This window comes from Pseudomonas sp. MF5691, from assembly GCF_016405645.1.
In the GTDB taxonomy this organism is placed as follows: domain Bacteria; phylum Pseudomonadota; class Gammaproteobacteria; order Pseudomonadales; family Pseudomonadaceae; genus Aquipseudomonas; species Aquipseudomonas shahriarae.
This window is the reverse complement of sequence record NZ_JAEKDC010000003.1, coordinates 172,098-194,524: the sequence shown is the minus strand read 5'-3', so window position 1 is coordinate 194,524 and position 22,427 is coordinate 172,098. Positions and strand designations below refer to the sequence as shown.

Annotated in this window: 20 protein-coding genes; 15 read left to right on the top strand and 5 right to left on the bottom strand. The window is 61.6% G+C overall.

The genetic code is table 11. The annotated features are described in order from the left end of the window. Nucleotides 1-1,023, top strand: a complete 1,023-nt coding sequence (gene motB / locus JFT44_RS06235; protein ID WP_186625916.1) for a flagellar motor protein MotB — start codon at nucleotides 1-3, stop codon at nucleotides 1,021-1,023. 53 nt (nucleotides 1,024-1,076) lie between these two features. Here motB and JFT44_RS06230 read toward each other — a convergent pair whose 3' ends face one another. Together JFT44_RS06230 and rsgA are read right to left on the bottom strand one after the other, a co-directional pair. Continuing rightward, nucleotides 1,077-1,472, bottom strand: coding sequence for a type II toxin-antitoxin system PemK/MazF family toxin (locus tag JFT44_RS06230; protein WP_186625915.1), 396 nt, complete (start codon nucleotides 1,470-1,472; stop codon nucleotides 1,077-1,079). Nucleotides 1,473-1,756: 284 nt separating this feature from the next. Continuing rightward, nucleotides 1,757-2,788, bottom strand: coding sequence for a small ribosomal subunit biogenesis GTPase RsgA (rsgA, locus tag JFT44_RS06225; RefSeq protein ID WP_057437388.1), 1,032 nt, complete (start codon nucleotides 2,786-2,788; stop codon nucleotides 1,757-1,759). Nucleotides 2,789-2,894: 106 nt separating this feature from the next. On the opposite strand from rsgA, the gene orn reads away from it, so the two are divergent. Next, entirely contained in the window at nucleotides 2,895-3,437 is a 543-nt protein-coding gene (gene orn, locus JFT44_RS06220; RefSeq protein ID WP_003188046.1) for an oligoribonuclease, read from the top strand. A 197-nt stretch (nucleotides 3,438-3,634) separates the two neighbouring features. After that, complete coding sequence (locus tag JFT44_RS06215) at nucleotides 3,635-4,249, top strand: trimeric intracellular cation channel family protein (protein ID WP_169851492.1); 615 nt, start codon at nucleotides 3,635-3,637, stop codon at nucleotides 4,247-4,249. Here JFT44_RS06215 and queG read toward each other — a convergent pair. Continuing rightward, a complete protein-coding gene (gene queG / locus JFT44_RS06210) occupies nucleotides 4,231-5,310 on the bottom strand; it encodes a tRNA epoxyqueuosine(34) reductase QueG (RefSeq protein WP_057958149.1) in 1,080 nt (359 codons plus the stop codon). The genes JFT44_RS06215 and queG overlap by 19 nt on opposite strands. Nucleotides 5,311-5,373: 63 nt before the next feature. On the opposite strand from queG, the gene JFT44_RS06205 reads away from it, so the two are divergent. From JFT44_RS06205 to JFT44_RS06150, 12 genes are all read left to right on the top strand, one after another. After that, the gene (locus JFT44_RS06205) at nucleotides 5,374-6,234 is read left to right on the top strand and encodes an NAD(P)H-hydrate dehydratase (protein WP_057437392.1); all 861 of its coding nucleotides are present in this window, start codon (nucleotides 5,374-5,376) and stop codon (nucleotides 6,232-6,234) included. Continuing rightward, nucleotides 6,222-6,689, top strand: a complete 468-nt coding sequence (gene tsaE, locus JFT44_RS06200) for a tRNA (adenosine(37)-N6)-threonylcarbamoyltransferase complex ATPase subunit type 1 TsaE (protein ID WP_057437400.1) — start codon at nucleotides 6,222-6,224, stop codon at nucleotides 6,687-6,689. Before JFT44_RS06205 ends, tsaE begins: the two co-directional genes overlap by 13 nt. A gap of 17 nt (nucleotides 6,690-6,706) precedes the next feature. Beyond that, the gene (locus JFT44_RS06195) at nucleotides 6,707-8,128 is read left to right on the top strand and encodes an N-acetylmuramoyl-L-alanine amidase (protein ID WP_057958187.1); all 1,422 of its coding nucleotides are present in this window, start codon (nucleotides 6,707-6,709) and stop codon (nucleotides 8,126-8,128) included. 14 nt (nucleotides 8,129-8,142) lie between these two features. Beyond that, nucleotides 8,143-10,041 (top strand): DNA mismatch repair endonuclease MutL, encoded by a 1,899-nt coding sequence (gene mutL, locus JFT44_RS06190; protein ID WP_186625919.1) that lies wholly within the window; start codon nucleotides 8,143-8,145, stop codon nucleotides 10,039-10,041. Continuing rightward, nucleotides 10,041-11,012, top strand: coding sequence for a tRNA (adenosine(37)-N6)-dimethylallyltransferase MiaA (gene miaA, locus JFT44_RS06185; RefSeq protein ID WP_057958151.1), 972 nt, complete (start codon nucleotides 10,041-10,043; stop codon nucleotides 11,010-11,012). Before mutL ends, miaA begins: the two co-directional genes overlap by 1 nt. A 94-nt stretch (nucleotides 11,013-11,106) precedes the next feature. Beyond that, on the top strand, nucleotides 11,107-11,367 hold the full coding sequence (gene hfq, locus JFT44_RS06180) for an RNA chaperone Hfq (RefSeq protein WP_010221594.1): 261 nt from the start codon (nucleotides 11,107-11,109) through the stop codon (nucleotides 11,365-11,367). Between the two features lie 12 nt (nucleotides 11,368-11,379). Next, nucleotides 11,380-12,681, top strand: coding sequence for a ribosome rescue GTPase HflX (gene hflX / locus JFT44_RS06175; RefSeq protein WP_029299582.1), 1,302 nt, complete (start codon nucleotides 11,380-11,382; stop codon nucleotides 12,679-12,681). Nucleotides 12,682-12,777: 96 nt separating this feature from the next. Beyond that, nucleotides 12,778-13,956: an FtsH protease activity modulator HflK gene (hflK, locus tag JFT44_RS06170; protein ID WP_057958152.1), complete on the top strand. Its 1,179-nt coding sequence runs from the start codon at nucleotides 12,778-12,780 to the stop codon at nucleotides 13,954-13,956. After that, nucleotides 13,956-14,822: a protease modulator HflC gene (gene hflC / locus JFT44_RS06165; protein WP_017849753.1), complete on the top strand. Its 867-nt coding sequence runs from the start codon at nucleotides 13,956-13,958 to the stop codon at nucleotides 14,820-14,822. The genes hflK and hflC overlap by 1 nt, the downstream gene beginning before the upstream one ends. 296 nt (nucleotides 14,823-15,118) lie before the next feature. Continuing rightward, entirely contained in the window at nucleotides 15,119-16,306 is a 1,188-nt protein-coding gene (locus JFT44_RS06160; RefSeq protein ID WP_057958153.1) for an ATP phosphoribosyltransferase regulatory subunit, read from the top strand. Nucleotides 16,307-16,360: 54 nt separating this feature from the next. Continuing rightward, nucleotides 16,361-17,650, top strand: a complete 1,290-nt coding sequence (locus tag JFT44_RS06155; RefSeq protein WP_057437412.1) for an adenylosuccinate synthase — start codon at nucleotides 16,361-16,363, stop codon at nucleotides 17,648-17,650. 139 nt (nucleotides 17,651-17,789) lie between these two features. Further along, entirely contained in the window at nucleotides 17,790-19,724 is a 1,935-nt protein-coding gene (locus tag JFT44_RS06150) for a methyl-accepting chemotaxis protein (RefSeq protein ID WP_186625914.1), read from the top strand. A gap of 72 nt (nucleotides 19,725-19,796) precedes the next feature. Here JFT44_RS06150 and JFT44_RS06145 read toward each other — a convergent pair whose 3' ends face one another. Continuing rightward, the gene (locus tag JFT44_RS06145) at nucleotides 19,797-21,362 is read right to left on the bottom strand and encodes an iron ABC transporter permease (RefSeq protein ID WP_186625913.1); all 1,566 of its coding nucleotides are present in this window, start codon (nucleotides 21,360-21,362) and stop codon (nucleotides 19,797-19,799) included. Further along, complete coding sequence (locus JFT44_RS06140) at nucleotides 21,362-22,387, bottom strand: extracellular solute-binding protein (RefSeq protein WP_057958156.1); 1,026 nt, start codon at nucleotides 22,385-22,387, stop codon at nucleotides 21,362-21,364. The genes JFT44_RS06145 and JFT44_RS06140 overlap by 1 nt, the downstream gene beginning before the upstream one ends. Nucleotides 22,388-22,427: the final 40 nt, after the last annotated feature.

Sequence of the window (22,427 nt, the reverse complement as noted above, 5' to 3'; positions counted from 1 at the left end):
ATGGAAAACAACCAGCCGATTATCATCAAGCGCGTCAAGCGCTTCGCTGCTGGGCACCACGGTGGTGCCTGGAAAATTGCCTTCGCTGACTTTGCGACGGCGATGATGGCGTTCTTTTTGGTGTTGTGGCTGATGTCCACCGCGACGCCGGAACAGAAGATCGCCATCGCCGGTTACTTCAAGGACCCCATTGGGTTTTCCGAGAGCGGCACGCCGTTTGTGATCGACTTGGGCGGCTCGCCCGAATTGGCCCCTGAACGCACCATCAACCCGGAGGTGCAGACCGAAGCGCCCCAGGAAAATATCCCGATCGAGCGCCAGACCGTCGAGAGCATGGCCGAACAGGTCGAGCAGGAACGCCTGGAGCTGTTACTGCAAGAGTTGCAGAACAAGGTCGATGAAAACCCGCAACTGCAAAAATTCAAGGATCAGATCCACTTCGATATCACCCAGGACGGCCTGCGTATCCAGATCATGGATGCGGCCAATCGACCGATGTTCGACTCTGGCAGTGCGCGCTTGAAGTCTTACTTCGAAGACATCCTGCTGGCCATGGCCGACACCATCAAGGCGGTGCCGAACAAGATCAGCGTCAGCGGCCACACCGATGCCAAGCCGTATTCGGGCCTGGGCGATTTCGGTAATTGGGAGTTGTCGGCCAACCGTGCCAACGCCGCCCGCCGTGTCCTGGTGGCCGGCAGCTATCCGGATACCCAGGTGGCGCGCGTCGTGGGCTTTGCTTCATCCCAGCTGTTTGATGTCCAGGACCCGTTCAACCCGATCAACCGGCGCATTGATATTGTGGTGCTGACCAAAAAGGCCCAGCGTGCCATCGAAGGCGAGCAGGGTGCCCCTGCGCCGGTACCGACCCAGGGCGAGGGCGCACCGGGTGAAGTGCCGTTAGACCCGAATGCCCTGCCACCCGAGCAGCAGCCGTTGCCGGCCCATGAGTTGCGGCAGAAGCTGAATCTGTTTGATGAGGGCGGGGTAAAGGCTCCTACGGTGCCTGCGCCAGGCTCGTAGGCGTACCGTCTAAATGAAAGCGCCCCGATCAGTCGGGGCGTTTTTACTTGTGCTCAAAGTGGGAGGTAGGCTTTGACGCCACTGATCACGCCTTGCATATCATCGGTATTCAGCCGCGGTACGAAGTACTCCCGACCTTTGGAGCGGGTCTTTCTATGCAGCTTGTCGAGGCGCTCGAAACTCACGGTATAGATCATGTCGCACTTCACCCACAGCTCTTTGTAGCCATCGGACTGAAGGGGGTTGATGTGTAACAGGTGGTGCCAGGCATGCTGGACTTCGGGGGCAGTAGAGGCGATCGGGACTACAGTGCACAGCCTGCGATTGTGGCTGGAGGTAGGGGATATCACCACGACTTTACGGATCTTCAGCATTTCAGGGGCGACACAGCCTCGTGTGAAATCGCAGAGAAGAACATCGCCTTGTTTGGGGTGATAGTAGAGAGTCAATCGAATGTCCCGCAAAAGCAAAGCCGCCCGAAGGCGGCTTCATTCGACACGCAGTGGAGCTTGCTTCGCCCCTTCTGCGCCGCTGGATCAACTCCGGGAAGGATCCAGACTCCTGCCGACTTTCGCCGGTAACGGAGTGATTATGGGCATCAGGAATTCCGAATTCAAGCTGGCTTGTGTCAACGAGCCACCCAGTTGTCCTGAATTCTTGATGCCGGCCCCTATTAAATCAATGGAGTAGGGGGGTTGCAGGCTGCACTTAAAGTGTATCGAGGCATGGCCACTCAGTAACTGCTTTCCGGCAAACTCGCGATGATCGAGCGATAGCTGTTCATGCGTTGTTGCTGCACGCGCCCGTCTTCCAGGGCCTTGAGCAACGCACAACCCGGCTCGCGGTCGTGCTTGCAGTCGCGGAAGCGGCACGTGCCGATCAAGTCGTTGAACTCGATGAAACCCGCTTCTACATCTGCGCGGCTGACGTGGCCCAGGCCGAATTCACGGATGCCGGGGGAGTCGATCAGCTCGCCACCGCCCGGGAAGTGGAACAGGCGTGCGGTGGTGGTGGTGTGCGTACCCTGGCCGGACAGCTCCGACAGCGGGCCGACGCGGGTCTCGACTTCCGGTAGCAGGCTGTTGACCAGCGACGACTTACCCACGCCCGACTGGCCGACGAACACGCTGATGCGCCCGTCCAACTGCTGTTGCAGCTGTTCCATGCCGTTGCCATGGTGTGCCGAGACTTCCAGCACCGGGTAGCCCAACTGCCGATACACCGCAAGCAACGCATTCAGCGCCGGGGCGTTCTGGTCGTCGATCAGGTCGAATTTGTTCAGCAGCAACAGCGGGCGGATGCCGGCGTGCTCGGCCGCCACCAGGTAGCGGTCGATCAGGTTGGCGTGTGGCTCGGGCAGCGGGGCGAAGACGATGACAATCATGTCGACGTTGGCCGCCACCGGCTTGAGTTGGCCACGGCTGTCCGGGCGGCGCAGTTCGGTGCTGCGCGGCAGTTGCGCGACGATCACCCCGATGCCTTGGTTGCCGGCACGCCACACCACTTTGTCGCCGGTTACCAGGGCCGGCAGGTTGGCGCGCAGGTGGCAGCGGAACACTTCGCCGGCCAGCTCGCCCTCCAGGGCCTCGACTTCGACCTGCACCCCAAAGTGCGCGATCACCAGGCCCGTTTGTTCGGGGCCCAGGTCGCCACCCTCCAGCGCTTCCACGGCAGAAGATTCACGTTTGGCGGCGCGGGCAGCGCGTTCACCCTGGATTTTTTCGATGCGCCAGTTTTGGCGACGGTTGAGCTGGCGTTTGGCCATTGGTGTTCCGTGTCGATAATGCAAAGGTTGGATAAAACGGTCGCGAGTCTAGCACGCCCCGCCTGCTAAACTGCGCAGCTACGCCAAGGTGCCAAGGAACCACGACATGCAAAACCCACAGAACCTGATTTGGATCGATCTGGAAATGACCGGTCTGAACCCTGACACCGACGTCATCATCGAGATGGCGACCATTGTCACCGACAGCAACCTCAACACCTTGGCCGAAGGTCCGGTGATCGCCATCCACCACAGCGACGCGGTGCTGGCCACCATGGACGAGTGGAACACCCGCACCCACGGCAACTCGGGCCTGACCCAGCGCGTGCGCGACAGCCGCATCAGCATGGCCGAGGCTGAGGCCCAGACGATTGCCTTCCTGGAAAAGTGGGTGCCCAAGGGCAAGTCGCCGATCTGTGGCAACAGCATCTGCCAGGACCGCCGCTTCCTTTATACCCATATGAAGGGGCTGGAAAGCTACTTCCACTACCGCAACCTCGATGTGTCGACCTTGAAAGAACTGGCCGCGCGTTGGGCGCCAGAGGTCAAGGACAGCTTCCATAAGGGCAGCACCCACCTGGCCCTGGATGATATCCGCGAGTCGATTGCCGAGTTGCAGCATTACCGCAAGCATTTCATCAAGGCTTGAGTTCGTGGCGCCAGGGCTGGCGCCATCGCGGGCAAGCCCGCTCCCACAGTTGCTGTGTGGTGTGTGCAAAGTTCTGTGCCCTCAAACCACACACTTGATCGCATTCCAAGTGTGGGCATGCTCGGTCTTTCGCCGAGCGCCCCCTTTTGGTGCCTTCGCCAAATGATTAGACTGCGCGCCTCTTTGCAAGGATCGCCATCATGCTGCTGATGCTCTACCTCATCGCCATCACCGCCGAAGCCATGACCGGCGCCTTGTCCGCCGGCCGTCGTGGCATGGACTGGTTTGGCGTGGTGTTGATCGCCTGCGTGACGGCGCTGGGTGGCGGTTCGGTGCGCGATGTGTTGCTCGGCCATTACCCGCTGACCTGGGTCAAACATCCGGAATACCTGGTGCTGACCTCGGTAGCGGCATTGGTGACGATCTTTATCGCCCCGCTGATGCGCCACTTGCGCTCACTGTTTTTGGCGCTGGACGCCGTAGGGCTGGTGGCTTTCACCCTGATCGGCTGCATGACGGCCCTGGAAATGGGGCACGGCATGCTGGTGGCCTCGGTCAGCGGGGTGATCACCGGAGTCTTCGGCGGGATCCTGCGGGATATTTTCTGTAACGATATTCCGTTGATCTTCCGCCGCGAGTTGTATGCCAGCGTGTCGTTCCTCGCCGCCTGGTGCTACATGCTGTGCATCTACCTCGAACTGCCCAGCGAGCAAGCGATTCTGCTCACCCTGTTCAGCGGTTTTCTACTGCGACTGCTGGCCATCCGCTTTCACTGGGAAATGCCCAAGTTCGTCTACAACGACGAACATTGACGCGTCGCGTGCTGGTTCAGCGCCCATTCGACATGTTCGCGGACCAGTTCGGAGGGGTAGTCCCGGCGCGCCTTCAAGGCTTCCAGCACCGGAATGCTGGAAGGCGCGTTGCCCAGGCCCACGGCCAGGTTACGCAGCCAACGCTCATAACCGGCGCGGCGTAGCGGCGAGCCTTCGGTACTGCTGAGGAATTTATCCTCATCCCACATAAATAACTCGGCCAGTTCGGCGTTATCCAGGTTGTGGCGCGGCTTGAAATCGCTTTCTCCTGAAGGTCGGGCGAAACGATTCCACGGGCAAACGATCTGACAGTCATCGCAGCCGAACACGCGGTTGCCAATCAGTGGCCGCAGATCCTCGGGGATTGCGCTCTTGAGTTCGATGGTCAAGTAGGAAATGCAGCGCCGGGCGTCCAGCACATAGGGGCCGACGAAGGCATTGGTGGGGCAGATGTCCAGGCAGGCGGTGCAGCGGCCGCAGTGTTCGGTGCTGTGGGGCGGGTCGACGGGCAGTGGCAGGTCGACGAACAGTTCGCTGAGGAAGAAGTAGCTACCGGCCTTGCGGTTGAGGACCAGGGTGTTTTTGCCGATCCAGCCCAGGCCGGCTTGTTCGGCGATGGCTTTTTCCAGCACTGGGGCGCTGTCGACAAAGGCGCGAAAACCAAACGGGCCGATCTGTGCCTGGATGCGGTCGGCCAGTTGCTGCACGCGCTTGCGGATCAGCTTGTGGTAGTCGCGGCCCAGGGCGTAGCGGGAGATATAGGCTTTTTCGGGTTGGGCCAGCAGTTGCGCCATTTGCGTATCGCCGGGCAGGTAATCCATGCGCAGGGACACCACGCGCAAGGTGCCGGGTACCAACTCGTCCGGGTGCGAGCGTTTGCTGCCATGGGCGCCCATGTAGTCCATCTCGCCGTGGTAGCCCGCGTCGAGCCAGCGCTGTAGGTGCTGTTCATGCTCGGCCAGGTCCAGGCCGCTGATGCCGACTTGTTGAAAGCCCAGCTCGCGACCCCAGTCTTTGATCGATTGGGCGAGGGCGGGCAGATCGGTGGTAATAGCAGGCATGAGACGAGAGAAACCGCAGGTTAGATGCGTATAATTCTGCCAGACATCGGAGCTTGAAGACGCATGCCGCAGACAAAACACGAAATAACCGACGTGCAGCCCCTGTTGCCCGGCCAATTGCCGCAACTGGCTGCGCGTTCCCCAGAGGCCCACAAGGGGCAGTTTGGCCACGTCCTGGTGATTGGTGGCGACCATGGCTTTGGCGGCGCCGCGCTACTGAGTGCTGAAAGCGCCTTGCGCAGCGGTGCTGGCCTGGTGTCCCTGGCGACCCGCAGTGAACATGTCCCCGCCGCTTTGACCCGCTTGCCGGAAGTCATGGTGCGCGGCGTGCATTCGGCCAATCAGTTGATGGGTTTGCTGGAAAAAGTCTCGGTGATGGTTGTCGGCCCTGGCCTGGGCGACATGGCGTGGGGCAAAAGCCTACTGTCGGTGGCCGCCAATGCCCGGCAACCCCAGGTCTGGGATGCAGACGCGCTGAACCTGCTGGCCGCAGGCCATGTAACCTTGCCGGCCGATTGCGTGATCACTCCGCACCCAGGGGAGGCAGCGCGGCTGATGGGGATCTCGACAGCCGAGGTTCAGGCCGACCGGCTTAAGGTGGCGCGCGCGCTGAGCCAGAAATTCAATGCAGTCACGGTGCTCAAGGGCGCGGGCAGCCTGATCGCCAGCCCGGATGGGCGGGTGGCGCGCTGTGACCAGGGGCATCCGGCCATGGCATCGGCGGGCCTGGGGGATGTGCTCGCCGGCTTGACCGGCGCGCTGCTGGCCCAAGGCATGCCAGCGTTCGAGGCCGCCAGCCTGGCAGTGTGGTTGCACGCCACGGCGGGCGATCGTCAGGGCACCTTGGGTCGCGGCCTGGTGGCCAGTGACCTGATTCCCGCCATTCGTCAGTTGTTGGAGGAGCAGTCACCGTGTCTGAAGTAACGCTGTTTATAGCGGATGAAGAGGCCATGGTGGCTCTCGGCAAGAGCATTGCCGAGATCACCGGGGGTGTGGGCCTGATTTTTCTGCAAGGTGATCTGGGCGCCGGCAAAACCACGCTGTCGCGCGGCATCATTCGCGGGCTTGGGCATAGTGGTGCAGTGAAAAGTCCGACGTTCACCCTGGTAGAGCCTTACGAGATCGGTGAGGTGCGGGCGTTCCATTTCGACCTGTATCGCCTGGTGGATCCCGAGGAATTGGAGTACATGGGCATCCGCGATTACTTCGATGGCGACGCCTTGTGCCTGATCGAGTGGCCGGACAAGGGCACAGGCTTTTTGCCAAAGCCCGACCTGACCATTACCATTACTGCGCATAACCATGGGCGTCAGTTGAAATTGTTGTCCCAGAGCGCGCGCAGTGAGTCCTGGTGTGCCGCTTTGGCTTTGAAATTCTAATAATGGGTGGGTTAGGTATGCGCTTTCGCGCGTTGGTTGCTGTCGTGGGGGTGTTGCTTGCGGCAATGACTGTCAATGCTCTGGCTGCTTCACAGGTGAAAAGTGTGCGCCTGTGGCGAGCTCCGGATAACACGCGACTGGTGTTCGACCTGTCTGGCCCGGTCCAGCACAGTGTCTTTACCCTGACGGCGCCTGATCGCCTGGTGATTGACATCAACGGTGCGACCCTGGCCGCGCCCCTGAAGGTCTCCACTGCGAACACGCCGATTACCGCGATGCGCTCGGCCCAGCGCACGCCGACTGACCTGCGGGTGGTCATCGACCTGAAAAAGGTCGTGACGCCGAAGAGTTTTTCCCTCGCGCCGAACGCCCAGTATGGCAACCGCCTGGTGGTCGATCTGTTCGATAACCCTGCCGATGCGGCGCCAGCCCCGGCACCTGCGCCTTCGGTCGCCACCACGCCAGCCGTGCCGGTCAGCCCCGCGCAGCCCCAGGTCAAGTTGCCACCGCTGCCGCCAGCCCCGGCCGGCAAACGTGACGTCATCGTGGTGATCGACGCCGGCCACGGCGGTGAAGACCCGGGCGCCTCGGGCTCCCGTGGCCAGCACGAAAAAGACGTGGTCCTGGCCATCGCCCGCGAATTGCAGCGCCAGATCAACGGGATGAAAGGCTACCGCGCCGAATTGACCCGTACCGGCGACTACTTCATCCCGCTGCGCGGGCGTACCGAAATCGCCCGCAAGAAGGGCGCCGACCTGTTCGTGTCGATCCACGCCGACGCCGCCCCGTCGAAGGCCGCCTTTGGCGCCTCGGTGTTTGCCCTGTCGGATCGTGGCGCCACATCCGAGACCGCACGCTGGCTGGCCGACAGCGAAAACCGTTCCGACTTGATCGGCGGTGCCGGCAACGTGTCCCTGGATGACAAGGACCGCATGCTCGCGGGTGTATTGCTGGATCTGTCGATGACTGCCTCGCTGACCTCCAGCCTGAACGTCGGGCAGAAAGTCCTGACCAACATGGGCCGGGTCACCCCGTTGCACAAGCAGCGGGTGGAGCAGGCCGGGTTTATGGTGCTCAAGTCGCCGGATATCCCGTCGATCCTGGTCGAAACCGGCTTTATCTCCAACGCCAACGAAGCCAACAAGCTGGCCAGCGCCAGCCACCAGCAGGCGTTGGCGCGCTCCATCAGTTCCGGCGTGCGTCAGTTCTTCCAGCAGAACCCGCCGCCGGGCACCTATATCGCCTGGCTACGGGACTCCGGGAAAATCGCCCAGGGCCCGCGTGATCACCGGGTGCAGCCCGGCGACACCTTGGCCATGCTGGCCGTGCGTTTCCAGGTCTCGGCCGCCACCTTGCGCAGCGCCAATAACCTGAAAACCGATGAGCTGAAAGTCGGCCAGGTGTTGACCATCCCCAGCACTAAGTTGGCAGCACAGTAATGAGCGAATCGGTATTGAACAGCGCTTCGCGCATCGAACTGCTCAGCCCGCGGCTGGCCAACCAGATCGCTGCGGGCGAGGTGGTTGAGCGCCCGGCGTCGGTGATCAAGGAACTGCTGGAAAACAGCCTCGACTCCGGCGCCAAGCGCATCGACGTGGATGTCGAGCAGGGCGGCGTCAAGCTGCTGCGGGTGCGCGACGACGGTAGCGGGATTTCCTCGGACGACCTGCCGCTGGCACTGGCACGCCATGCCACCAGCAAAATCCGTGACCTGGAAGACCTTGAGCGGGTGATGAGCCTGGGCTTTCGTGGTGAGGCGCTGGCATCAATCAGCTCCGTGGCGCGCCTGACCTTGACCTCCCGCACCCGTGGCGCCGAACAGGCCTGGCAGGTGGAAACCGAAGGCCGTGACATGGCCCCTCGGGTCCAGCCGGCAGCCCATCCAGTGGGCACCTCGGTGGAAGTGCGCGACCTGTTCTTCAATACCCCGGCGCGGCGCAAATTCCTCAAGGCCGAAAAAACCGAATTCGATCACCTGCAAGAAGTCATCAAGCGCCTGGCCCTGGCGCGCTTTGATGTGGCCTTCCACCTGCGCCACAACGGCAAGACCATCCTCAGCCTGCATGAGGCCAATGACGATGCCGCCCGCGCCCGACGCGTGTCGGCAATCTGCGGCGCAGGCTTCCTGGAACAGGCGCTGCCGATTGAGATCGAGCGTAACGGCCTGCATTTGTGGGGTTGGGTCGGCCTGCCGACGTTCTCCCGCAGCCAGGCAGACTTGCAGTATTTCTTTGTGAATGGCCGTGCCGTACGCGACAAGCTGGTGGCCCATGCGGTGCGCCAGGCCTATCGCGACGTGCTGTTCAATGGCCGGCACCCAACCTTTGTGCTGTTTTTTGAAGTGGACCCCGCGGTGGTCGACGTCAACGTGCACCCGACCAAGCACGAGGTGCGCTTCCGTGACGGGCGCATGGTCCATGACTTCCTCTATGGCACCTTGCACCGTGCCTTGGGCGATGTGCGCCCGGACGATCAACTGGCGGCGCCGATTGTCACCGCCGTCGTCCGCCCGACAGGGCCGGAGGCCGGTGAATTCGGGCCCCAGGGCGAAATGAGCCTGGCGGCCAACCTGCTGCAATCGCCGCAAGCCCAGCCAAGTTACCCGGCGCCGGGTTCCGGCGCGGGGGCGGGCTATCAGTATCAATACACCCCGCGTCCGCAATCGGCGGTGCCGGTGGCCGAGGCCCAGGCGGCCTATCGCGAATTCTTCGCGCCGCTGCCCGATGCCGAGTCGGGCGCAGTGGCCCTGCCGGAAGGCGGCGGTGATATCCCGCCCCTGGGTTATGCCCTGGCCCAGCTCAAGGGTATCTATATCCTCGCGGAAAACGCCCACGGCCTGGTGCTGGTGGACATGCACGCGGCCCACGAACGGATCATGTACGAGCGCCTGAAGATCGCCATGGCCAGTGAAGGCCTGAGCGGCCAGCCATTGCTGGTGCCGGAGTCCCTGGCGGTGAGCCAGCGGGAAGCCGATTGCGCCGAGGAGCACCACGCGGTGTTCCAGAAACTGGGTTTTGAGTTGCAGCGCCTGGGCCCGGAAACCCTGGCCATCCGGCAGATTCCCGCCCTGCTCAAGCAGGCCGAGGCCAATCGGCTGGTGGCCGACGTGCTGGCGGACCTGATGGAATACGGCACCAGTGACCGGATCCAGGCGCATATCAACGAACTGCTCGGCACCATGGCCTGCCACGGCGCGATCCGCGCCAACCGGCGCCTGGCCCTGCCGGAAATGAACGGCCTGCTGCGGGACATGGAAAACACCGAGCGCAGTGGCCAGTGCAACCATGGCCGACCGACCTGGACCCAAATGGGCCTGGATGATCTGGACAAACTATTCCTGCGCGGCCGCTGATGAGCTCTCTACCTCCCGCCATCTTCCTGATGGGCCCGACGGCCGCCGGCAAGACAGACCTTGCGATCGAGCTGACCAAGGTTTTGCCCTGTGAGCTGATCAGTGTTGATTCAGCCCTGGTTTACCGGGACATGGACATTGGTACCGCCAAGCCGTCCAAGGAGCTGTTGGCCGCCCATCCCCATCGACTGATCGACATTATTGATCCATCGCAAAGCTACTCGGCGGCGGATTTTCGTACCGATGCCCTGGCGGCCATGGCTGAAATCACCGCGCGGGGCAATATCCCGCTGCTGGTGGGCGGCACGATGCTCTATTACAAGGCGCTGCAGGAAGGCTTGGCCGACATGCCGCCCGCCGATCCGCAGGTGCGCGCCGAAATCGAAGAAGAGGCTGCACGCCTTGGTTGGCAGGCCCTGCACGAGCAATTGGCGGCGATTGACCCGGTATCTGCCGCGCGCATTCACCCCAACGACCCCCAGCGCCTGAGCCGGGCTCTGGAAGTCTGGCGCGTGAGTGGCCAGACAATGACGGCCCATCGCCTCAGACAATCTGCGCAAAGTACTGACGCAGGCACCTCTGGACCGGGACAATTGCCCTATACTGTCGCCAATCTGGCTATCGCTCCGGCGAATCGGCAGGTGCTGCATGAACGAATTGCACAAAGATTCACAATTATGTTGGAACAGGGGTTCGTGGAGGAGGTCGTAGCACTGCGTTCAAGAGGTGATCTGCATCCGGGATTGCCTTCGATACGTGCTGTAGGCTACCGCCAAGTCTGGGATCATCTGGATGGCAAGCTGACGTCAGCCGAAATGCAGGAGCGCGGCATTATTGCCACGCGCCAATTGGCAAAACGCCAGTTCACTTGGCTGCGCAGTTGGACTGACCTGCATTGGCTGGACAGTCTGGATTGCGACAATCTGTCACGCGCCTTGAAATACTTGGGAACGGTCTCCATATTGAGCTGAGTCCTTGCAATTGCCGTCTATCCTTGGGGGTGTGACGGTCACAAGCTATCTATTTTCCGATTTTTTATTATTGATCCTTAAAGGAGTGCGGCACATGTCAAAAGGGCATTCGCTACAAGACCCTTACTTGAATACTTTACGTAAAGAGAAAGTTGGGGTTTCCATCTATCTGGTCAACGGCATCAAGCTGCAAGGTACGATCGAGTCTTTCGACCAGTTCGTGATCCTGCTGAAAAACACCGTCAGCCAGATGGTCTACAAACACGCTATCTCGACAGTAGTGCCGGTTCGTCCAATTCGTCTGCCTAGCGCAACCGAATCCGAACAGGGTGACGCTGAGCCAGGTAACGCCTGATAGGAGTCTCCTTTGTTCTTTGAGCGCCACGGTGGTGGTGAGCGAGTAATCCTCGTTCACTTGGATGGACAGGACCCTGAGGCGCGCGAAGATCCGCAGGAGTTTCAGGAGCTGGCAAATTCGGCCGGCGCCGAGACCGTCGCGTTTTTTAACGTGCCGCGTCATCGGCCAACCGCCAAATTTCTGATTGGCAGCGGCAAGGTCGAGGAACTGCGCGACCTGGTCCATGCCGAAGAAGCCGATCTGGTTATCTTCAATCACATCCTCACGCCCAGTCAGGAACGTAACCTCGAACGTGTTTTCGAGTGTCGCGTGATTGACCGTACCGGTCTGATTCTCGATATCTTCGCCCAACGCGCCCGTACCCATGAAGGCAAGCTCCAGGTCGAACTGGCCCAGCTTGACCACATGAGCACCCGCCTGGTTCGCGGCTGGACGCACCTTGAGCGTCAGGGTGGCGGTATCGGCATGCGTGGGCCGGGTGAAACCCAACTCGAAACCGACCGGCGTCTGCTGCGGGTGCGCCTGCGCCAGATCAAGGGCCGGCTGGAGAAGGTGCGCAGTCAGCGCGAGCAATCGCGACGCGGCCGTACCCGTGCGGATATCCCTACCGTGTCCCTGGTGGGCTACACCAACGCCGGTAAATCCACGCTGTTCAACAACGTGACCAAATCGGACGTGTACGCGGCAGACCAATTGTTCGCCACCCTTGACCCGACCTTGCGCCGTCTGGAACTCGACGACCTGGGGCCGATTGTGCTGGCCGACACTGTGGGCTTCATCCGCCACTTGCCGCACAAGCTGGTCGAGGCATTCCGGTCTACGCTCGAAGAGTCGAGCAACTCCGACCTGCTGCTGCACGTCATTGATGCGGCCGAGCCTGACCGGATGTTGCAGATCGAGCAGGTCATGGTAGTACTGGGTGAGATTGGCGCCCAGGACTTGCCGATCCTCGAGGTCTATAACAAACTCGATTTGCTTGAAGGTGTGGAGCCGCAAATCCAGCGCGACGAAAACGGCAGGCCCCAGCGGGTCTGGCTGTCGGCGCGGGACGGTAGTGGTCTGGAATTGCTTGAGCAGGCGATTGCCGAGTTGCTCGGTGGCGATTTGTTCGTCGGCACCTTGCGCTTGCCTCAGCGTTTTGCTCGACTGCGTGCTCAGTTCTTTGAACTGGGTGCCGTACAGAAAGAAGAACACGACGAAGAGGGTGTCAGCCTGCTGGCTGTTCGTTTGCCTCGTTCGGAGCTCAATCGGCTGGTGAGTCGTGAGGGCGTTGTACCGACGGAGTTCCTCGAACAACACACTTTGCAATAAAAGCCTGAGAAAGCGGTTGTGCCGCTGTGGCAGGCATTCTGTAGCATTGGTCGGCGCGCCGTGGGTGCGTCTTTGCTTTATCAGATGGAGAGCGCTATGGCTTGGAATGAGCCGGGTGGCAACTCGAATAATCAGGATCCTTGGGGTGGTAAACGCCGCAATAATGGCGACCGCAAGGGGCCACCAGATCTCGACGAGGCCTTCCGAAAGCTGCAGGAAAGCCTGAATGGGTTGTTCGGTGGTGGAAAAAAACGTGGTGGTGACGACGGCGGTCGCACAGGCAAGGGCGGCGGCTACGGCCTGCTTGGCCTGGGCCTCGTGGCGCTGGCGGCTGTCTGGCTGTACAGCGCGGTCTATGTGGTGGACGAGCAGGAGCAAGCCGTGGTGCTGCGCTTCGGCAAGTACTACGAGACTGTCGGCCCCGGCCTGAATATCTACTTCCCGCCGATCGACAAGAAGTACATGGAGAACGTCACGCGTGAGCGTGCCTACACCAAGCAGGGCCAGATGCTGACCGAAGACGAGAACATCGTCGAAGTGCCGCTGACCGTGCAGTACAAGATCAGCAATCTGCAGGACTTCGTGCTTAACGTCGACCAGCCGGAAATCAGCTTGCAGCACGCGACCGAAAGCGCCCTGCGCCACGTAGTGGGTTCCACTGCGATGGACCAGGTGCTGACCGAAGGCCGTGAACTGATGGCCAGCGAGATCAAGGAGCGCCTGCAACGGTTCCTCGATACCTATCGCACCGGTATCACCGTTACCCAGGTCAACGTACAGAGCGCAGCGGCACCGCGTGAAGTGCAGGAAGCCTTCGATGACGTGATCCGTGCCCGTGAAGACGAGCAGCGTTCGCGCAACCAGGCTGAAACCTACGCCAACGGCGTGGTGCCGGAAGCCCGTGGTCAGGCCCAGCGCATCATTGAAGATGCCAACGGTTACCGCGACGAAGTCGTGTCCCGCGCCAAGGGTGAGGCTGACCGCTTCACCAAGCTGGTGGCCGAGTACCGCAAGGCACCGGAAGTCACCCGCGAGCGTCTGTACCTGGACACCATGCAGGAAGTCTTCACCAACACCAGCAAGGTTCTCGTGACCGGCAACAAGGGTGGGCAGAACAACCTGCTGTACCTGCCGCTGGACAAGATGATCGAAGGTGGTCGTAGTGCCGGCAGTACTTCGTCTTCCGCCAGTTCGACTGCCGCTGCCAACGAAGCGAGCGCCCGTGCGGCCGCTGACTTGCAGCAACAGCAAACACGTTCCCGGGAGAGTCGTTGATGAGCAATAAATCGCTGACCGCCCTGATTGTGGGCGTCGTCGTGGTCATCGCTGCCTGGAACTGCTTCTACATCGTGGCTCAGACCGAGCGTGCGGTGTTGCTGCAATTCGGGCGTGTGGTTCAGGCGGATGTCCAGCCGGGCCTGCATGTGAAAGTCCCTTACGTCAACCAGGTGCGCAAGTTTGACGCCCGCCTGATGACCCTGGATGCACCGACACAGCGTTTCCTGACCCTGGAAAAGAAAGCCGTGATGGTTGACGCCTACGCCAAGTGGCGCGTCAAGGATGCCGAGCGCTTCTACACCGCGACTTCCGGCCTCAAGCAGATTGCCGACGAGCGTTTGTCCCGTCGTCTGGAATCGGGCCTGCGCGACCAGTTTGGTAAGCGCACCCTGCACGAGGTGGTATCCGGTGAGCGTGATGCGCTGATGGCTGACATCACCCGTTCGCTGAACACCATGGCGGAAAAAGAGCTGGGTATCGAAGTGGTCGATGTTCGGGTCAAGGCCATTGACCTGCCCAAGGAAGTGAACCGCAGCGTGTTCGAGCGTATGAGCACCGAGCGTGAGCGTGAGGCGCGTGAGCACCGTGCCAAGGGTAACGAACTGGCTGAAGGTATCCGTGCGGATGCCGACCGTCAGCGTCGCGTACTGTTGGCAGAGGCCTATCGTGAGTCCGAAGAGGCTCGTGGTGATGGTGATGCCCAAGCCGCGTCGATCTACGCCAAGGCTTATGGCCAGGACCAGGAGTTCTACGCGTTCTACCGTAGCCTGCGTGCCTACCGTGAAAGCTTTGCGAACAAAACCGATGTCATGGTGCTGGACCCAAGTAGCGATTTCTTCCGCTACCTGGAAAAGTCCAAGTAACCCGCTGACTGGCTGGTTCCACTCCGTCGGGCGGCTAAAACGCTCGGCGGGGTGATCCTTTCGGAAAACGGGTGTATGATGCGGCAGCCGGGAAATTCCCGGCTTTTTTGCGTCTGCATGTTTGATTGTTGTTGTGCGTTGCAGGCGTGACAGGTTTTTCGAGGAAAGTGCCCGACGAGGCCGTCTACAGGCCATTCGTCACGTCGCTCTTGCGCGTGGTTTATGCAGGGGCCGGGTATTTTCTGCTTCACTCAAGGCTCGCCCAAGGGCAGGCCGGGTCATAGGGGAATGGCGTAATGGCAACGGTAGACCGCTGGCTGCTGCCAGATGGCATCGAAGAAGTACTGCCACCAGAGGCTGCGCGTATTGAAATCGCGCGTCGCCAGGTGTTGGATCTGTTCCAGAGCTGGGGTTACGAGTTTGTCGTGACTCCCCATATCGAGTACCTGGAATCCCTGCTGACCGGCGCGGGCCAGGACCTGGATCTGCGCACCTTCAAGGTCATCGACCCGCAATCGGGCCGGCAAATGGGCTTTCGCGCCGACATCACGCCGCAAGTGGCGCGCATTGATGCGCATACCTTGCGTCGTGAAGGGCCGAGCCGCCTGTGCTACGCCGGCAGCGTGCTGCATGCGCAACCGCGCGCCTTGTCATCGTCCCGTAGCCCGATCCAGTTGGGCGCCGAGTTGTATGGCGATGCGAGCCCGAGCAGCGACGTTGAAGTCATCAGCCTGATGCTGGCGATGCTGCAACTGGCCGATGTGCCGGATGTCCACATGGACCTGGGGCATGTCGGTATCTACCGTGGCCTGGCCCGTGCGGCCGGTTTGTCCGGCGAAGTGGAGCAGCAGTTGTTCGATGCCCTGCAGCGCAAGGCCATCGACGAAGTGATCGCCCTGACCGAAGGCGTGCCTGCCGACCTGGCTGGCATGCTGCGTGCGCTGGTGGACCTGTGTGGTGGTCGCGAAGTGCTGACCGCTGCCCGTGATCGCCTGGCCAACGCGCCGGCCCCGGTGCTGGCGGCCCTGGACGACGTGCTGGCGATTGCCGAGCAGTTGTCGGCGCGCTTCCCGCAACTGCCGTTGTATTTTGACCTGGGTGAGTTGCGCGGCTACCACTACCACACCGGTGTGGTGTTCGCGGTGTTTGTTCCGGGCGTTGGCCAAGCCATCGCCCAAGGCGGTCGTTATGACGATATCGGCGCCGACTTCGGTCGTGCCCGTCCGGCGACTGGCTTTTCCACCGATTTGAAAACCCTGGTGACCCTGGGGCGTGCTGAAGTCGAGCTACCGTCTGGCGGTATCTGGATGCCAGACAGTACGGACGCGGCACTCTGGCAGCAGGTCTGCCAGTTGCGCAGTGAGGGTCAGCGTGTCGTCCAGGCCTTGCCTGGGCAGCCATTGGCCGCCGCCCGTGAAGCGGACTGCGACCGGCAATTGATTCAGCAGAACGGGCTTTGGCAAGTATCGCCACTGGCTTCTTGAGTTTTCCTGCCGGCCAACGCCGGCACCAAGTTTGCGCGAATGAGGACAAGTGTTATGGGTAAGAATGTCGTAGTCCTGGGCACCCAATGGGGTGATGAGGGCAAAGGCAAGATCGTTGATCTGCTGACCGAACATGCTGCCGCCGTAGTGCGCTACCAAGGTGGCCACAACGCTGGCCACACCCTGGTCATCGATGGCGAAAAAACCGTCTTGCACCTGATCCCGTCGGGCGTACTGCGCGAAGGCGTGCAGTGCCTGATCGGCAACGGCGTGGTGGTTGCACCTGACGCCCTGCTGCGCGAGATCACCAAGCTGGAAGAGAAAGGCGTACCGGTGCGCGAGCGCCTGCGTATCAGCCCGTCCTGCCCGCTGATCCTGTCCTTCCACGTTGCGCTGGACCAGGCCCGTGAAAAGGCCCGTGGCGAGCTGAAGATCGGCACCACCGGTCGCGGTATCGGCCCGGCCTACGAAGACAAGGTTGCACGTCGTGGCCTGCGTGTGGGCGACCTGCTCAACATGCCGCGCTTTGAAGACAAGCTGCGTGAACTGGTGGATTACCACAACTTCATGCTGGTCGGTTACTACAAAGAGCCAGCCATTGAGTTCGACAAGACCCTGGCCGAGTGCAAGGAATACGCCGAGCTGCTCAAGCCGCTGATGCTGGACGTGACTGCCGAACTGCACGACCTGCGTCGCGCCGGCAAAGACATCATGTTCGAAGGTGCCCAGGGCTCGTTGCTGGACATCGACCACGGTACCTACCCGTACGTGACCAGCTCCAACACCACCGCTGGCGGCGTTGCGACGGGTTCGGGCGTTGGTCCGATGTTCCTGGACTACATCCTGGGCATCACCAAGGCCTACACCACGCGCGTAGGTTCGGGTCCGTTCCCGACTGAGCTGTTCGACGACGTCGGTGCGCACCTGGCCAAACAAGGCCACGAGTTCGGCGCGACGACCGGTCGTGCCCGTCGTTGTGGCTGGTTCGATGCTGTCATCCTGCGTCGCGCTATCGACGTGAACAGCATCTCGGGTATCTGCCTGACCAAGCTGGACGTACTCGACGGCCTGGAAACCATCAACATCTGCGTTGGTTACAAAGACGCCGAAGGTAATGATGTTGCCCCGACCGACGCTGACAGCTACGTGGGCCTGCAGCCTGTGTACGAAGAAGTGCCGGGCTGGAGCGAATCGACCGTGGGTGCCAAGACCCTGGAAGAACTGCCAGCTAACGCCCGCGCCTACATCAAGCGCGTTGAAGAGCTGATTGGCGCGCCGATCGACATTATTTCGACGGGCCCGGACCGCAACGAGACCATCGTTTTGCGTCATCCGTTCGCTTAATAAGCTGTTGATGTAAAAAGCAAAGGGTCCCTTCGGGGGCCCTTTGTCGTTTCTGCGGTGCGCACGGCACGACCCTTGCTATGTTTCTCTCTTTCGCGGTGCTATCAATTTAATGGCACCCGTGGTGGAGGGATTCCCGATGTCTGCCGTTCTCTCATTGTTACAAAGCCGGCTGTTGCGGCCGGTGTTCGTTACCCTTGGTATCGCTCTTTTGGTGCAAGTGCTGGTGGCGGTCGCCCTGACCCGGAGCACAGTCACGGCCCTGGAAGCCGATTTGGGCAAACGCCTGGGTGTGGACAGCCAGAAACTGTCGGGCGAATTGACCCAGGCCGGCAAGGAAGTGACGTCCAGCCTGGATAGCTTGTCGTCCAGCACCAGCGACCGCCTCACGGCCGGGCTTTCTGCGCGATTGAAGCAAGAGCAGCAGCAACTGCGTACGACCCTGGAAAAGGACCTGAGGGACTCTGCCAATGATATGGCGCAGTTGCTGGCCTCGGTTGCGCCCCGTGCAATGTGGGACAGCGATGTTCCTGCGTTGTCGGAGTTCGCTCGGCGTGCCCAGCGCAATCCCAATGTACTGTTTGTGGTGTATGACGACGCCACAGGCCAGCACCTGACTCGTTATTTGAACCGGGCAAACCCGATCAACAAGGCGCTCCTGGAAAAAGGCCAGGGCGACCGTGCGTTGGACAAAGTGTTGAGTGCTGCGAAAAGCGACCCTTCGGTGTACTACGTCGAAGCGTCCATCAGCCCCAATGGTGTAGAGATCGGCAAGGTGCTGATGGGGGTTTCCACCGCTGCGGTCGAGGCGGACCTGGCGGCGCTGGACCAGCGTTTTGCCGCGCTGATCGCCAATGGCGGTCAATTGGTGGGCGACAGCCTCAAAGGCGCGGCGGCGGACAGTGCGGCGGCCATGGGTGCCCGTCTGCAGTCGGCGCAGGCCACGGCCACGCAAATGACCGCCAATACCTCCAGCGCCGTACAAGAGGCCGCGCAGGCCCTGCGCTGGCGTATCGGTCTGGGTCTGGCGGTGGTGGGCCTGGGTGTGCTGTTGCTGATTGCCGTGGTGCTGGGGCGGCGGGTGGTCAATCGCCTCAAGCTGCTGATCGCGGCTATGGATGATTTGGCGGCCGGTGACGGTGACCTGACCAAGCGTGTGCAGATCAACAGCAAGGATGAAATCGGCGCCATGGCTTCGGCGGTCAATCGGTTTGTGGATAAGTTGCAGCCCATCGTGCGTGAGGCGGGCGATGTGGCCCAGCGTACCGGCGTGGAAATCGGCGCGATGACCCTGCGCAATGCCGGCGCCGATGCCGCAGCAGGTTTGCAGCGTGATGAAGTGGCCGAGAGCCTGCGGGCGCTGTCGCAAATGGCTGACGAGGCCCAGGCTGAAAGCCATGCCATGCAGGCCGCGTTGCAGCAGGTGGTGGATATCCGTCAGGCCACGGATGAAAACTCCCGTACTTCGGCCGAGGTCGGCAGTTTGATCGAGGCCTTGGCCGGGCAGGTGCAGGCCGGTTCCAAGGTGATCGAGCGCCTGGCCCAGCAAAGCGAGCAGATTGAAGTGGTGTTGACGGTGATCCACGGCATTGCCGAGCAAACCAACCTGCTGGCCCTGAATGCCGCCATTGAGGCGGCGCGTGCCGGTGAAACCGGGCGGGGTTTTGCGGTGGTGGCAGACGAAGTGCGGGCGTTGGCCAGTAAAACCCAAAGCTCTACCGGTGATATCCAGGCGCATATCGTGGCGTTGCAGCAAGGCGCGCGCGAGGCGGTGGAGACCATCGGCAAGGCCGGGCGCCAGGCCAGCGAGGGTCTGCTGGTGCTGCGCGAAAGTGTGCGCTTGCAGCAAACGGTGCAAGACTCAGTGGAGCAGGTGCATGCGGCGATTGGCCTGGCGACCCGGGCTGCCGAACATCAGGCCCAGGGCGCGCATGCGGTGCGGGGGCGGGTCGAGGTGATCCATGCCCAGGCCGAGCGCGCAGCGCAGGCGGTGGTGGAAACCACGGCCAGCGGCAAGGTGCTGGATGGCTTGGCGGCGCAGTTGAAGGCCAGCCTGGGGCAGTTCCGGGCCTGAGGTTGGCGGCTCGGGCCTTATCGCGGGCAAACCCACTCCAATGTAGGAGCTGGCTTGCCTGCGATAGCGCTCTCAGCGGCTCAGATACATCCGTGTCGTGAGCAGGTAGACGGGCAGCCCCGACACCAGAATCAACAGCGCCGCATAAGGCGCCGCCGCCGCAAACTCCACATTCGAGGTGTGCGCCCACACCGCCGTGGCCAGGGTATTCAACCCGGTTGGACTGAGCAGCAAAGTCGCGGTCAACTCCTTCATCGCATCGAGGAACACCAGCGCAAACGCCGCGCCCAATGCCGGAAAGATAATCGGCAGGGTCACCCGACAAAACGCGCTGAACGACGATGCGCCGAGGGTGCGGGCCGCCTCTTCCAGTTGCGGTGCAGCCTTGTTCAAGGCGGTACGGATCGGCGCCTGGGCCAGTGGCAGGAACAGCAGCGCGTAGGCGATCAGCAGCAACGCCGAGGTCTGATACAGCGCCGGCACGTAATGCAGGGCGAAATACACCAGGGTCAGGGCAATCACCAGGCCGGGCAGGGCGTGCAGCAAGTAGGGCAGGCGTTCGGCCCACAGCGCCAGTTGGCCTTTGTAGCGCACCACCAGAAGACCCACCGGTAAGGCCAGCGCCAGGCAGAGTGCCGCGCCGCCCAGGGACAGCGCCAGGGAGGACAGCAGCGCCTCGCTGATCTCGGCTATCGGGAAGGCTGCTGAAGAACCCACGGCCAGCCAGTAGCCGAGCATCCCCAACGGAATGCCACTGCCAATGATCGCCAGCATCAGGCAGTACAGCTGGCCCAATGGCGCCCATCTGCCCAGTCGAACCTGTTCGGCATGCCGCGCCGCGCCTTGTCCGGTGCGCACATGCCGGCCCTTGCCGCGCACGCGCAGTTCCAGCCACAGCAGGGTCAGGCACATGACCAGCAGCACCGCAGACAGCATCGCCGCATTGGCGTTGCTGAACTCCAATTCGAACTGTTGGTAGATCGCCGTGGTGAAGGTCTGCAGGCCGATGATCGACAGGGCGCCGAACTCCACCAGCATATGCAAGGCGATCAACAGGGCGCCGGCCAGCAGCGACGGCCACAGCAACGGCAGGGTGATGCGAAAAAACACGCTCCAGCGATTGAGCCCCAGGGTGCGGGCCGACTCTTCCAGGGACGGGTCCAGGTTGCGCAGGGTGGCCGCCACCGGCAGGAACACCAGGGGGTATTTGGACAGGGTCATGACCAGGATGGCGCCGCCCAGGCCTTCGAACTGGGCGCTCAGGGATACCCAGGTAAAGCTGCTGACAAACGCCGGCACGGCAAACGGCAGGCACAGGATTACGCCCCAGATCCGCCGGCCCGGCAGGTTGCTGCGCTCCAGCAGCCAGGCCAGGGACAGGCCGATCACCGCGCAGGCGACGGTCACGCCGACCATTAATGCCAAGGTGTTGCGCAGTAGCCCGAACACATACGGGCGCCACAGCAGATGCACAGCCTCGGCCCAGCCGGCTTGCCAGGCCTTGAGGCCCACATACACCAACGGCAGCAGGCTCAAGCCCACCAGTAAAAAGACCGGCAGCAGCAGCCAGATTGACGGGCGTTTGCGCCGGGGGCTAAAGCCGCCGCGCAAGGCGGGGGCAGATTGCGATGGGGTCATCAGTTCAAGCCAACGTCACGTTCCAGCTCCAGGGCTTCTTCGGCGTTGCCCAGGTCGGCGGGAGTGACTTTGGGCGGTTGCAGTTCGCTGAATGGCTTGAGGCCGCGGTTGGACTGCATGCCCTTGCGCAGCGGGTACTCGGCGGAGGTGTTGGTGATAACCCGCTGGCCTTCTTCGCTGGCCATGAACGCCAGCAGTTGCTGGGCTTGCTTGGGGTGCTTGCTGGATTTCAATGCCGCTGCTGCCGATACGGTGATCAGGCCGCCAGCATCGCCATCGGTGAAGTAGTGCAGTTGCGAATCCAGGTTGGTTTTTTCCTTTTTCAGGGCAAACCAGTAGTAGTTATTCACCAGCACCGTCGCTACTTCGCCGTTTTCCACGGCTTTGAGGGCGACCATGTTATTGCTGTAGACCTTGCCGAACGCGCGCAGCCCGGTCAGCCATTCTTCGGCGGCATCGCGACCATGCAGTTTGATGATGGCCACAGCCTGTTCCTGGAAGGCGCCGCTGGTGGGGACGAAGCCCACTTTGCCCTGCCACTCGGGGTTGGCGAAATCCAGTACCGACTTGGGTAGCTCTTCTTCCTTGATCAATTTCGGATTGAAGGCCACTACCCGGGTACGTGCGGTGACGCCCATCCAGGCGCCATTGGCGGCCACGTATTCCTTGGGCAGGACATCCAGGGTACTGGCGTCGATAGTGGCCAGCAGGCCTTGTTCGCCAAGTTTGTTCAGTGGTGGGGATTCTTCGGTGTAGATCACGTCGGCGGGGGAGCGCTCACCCTCTTCGACGACCTGGCTGGCCAGTTGGTTGCTGCTGCCCTTGCGTACATTCACATGAATGCCGGTCTTGGCTTCGAAGGCCTTGGCGAGTTCATCGCCGACTTCCTTGTGCTGGCCGTTGTACAGGGTCAGTTCAACCTTGTCGGCCGAGTAGGCGGTGGGAGAGAGCAGGGTCAGGCCGAGCAGAGTGATGGTCAGGCCACGCAGAAGGGATGTCTTGAGACGGATATCGCGGATCATCATCCGGGGTGTTCCTCACTTGAGTGCAACAAATCATTGCAAG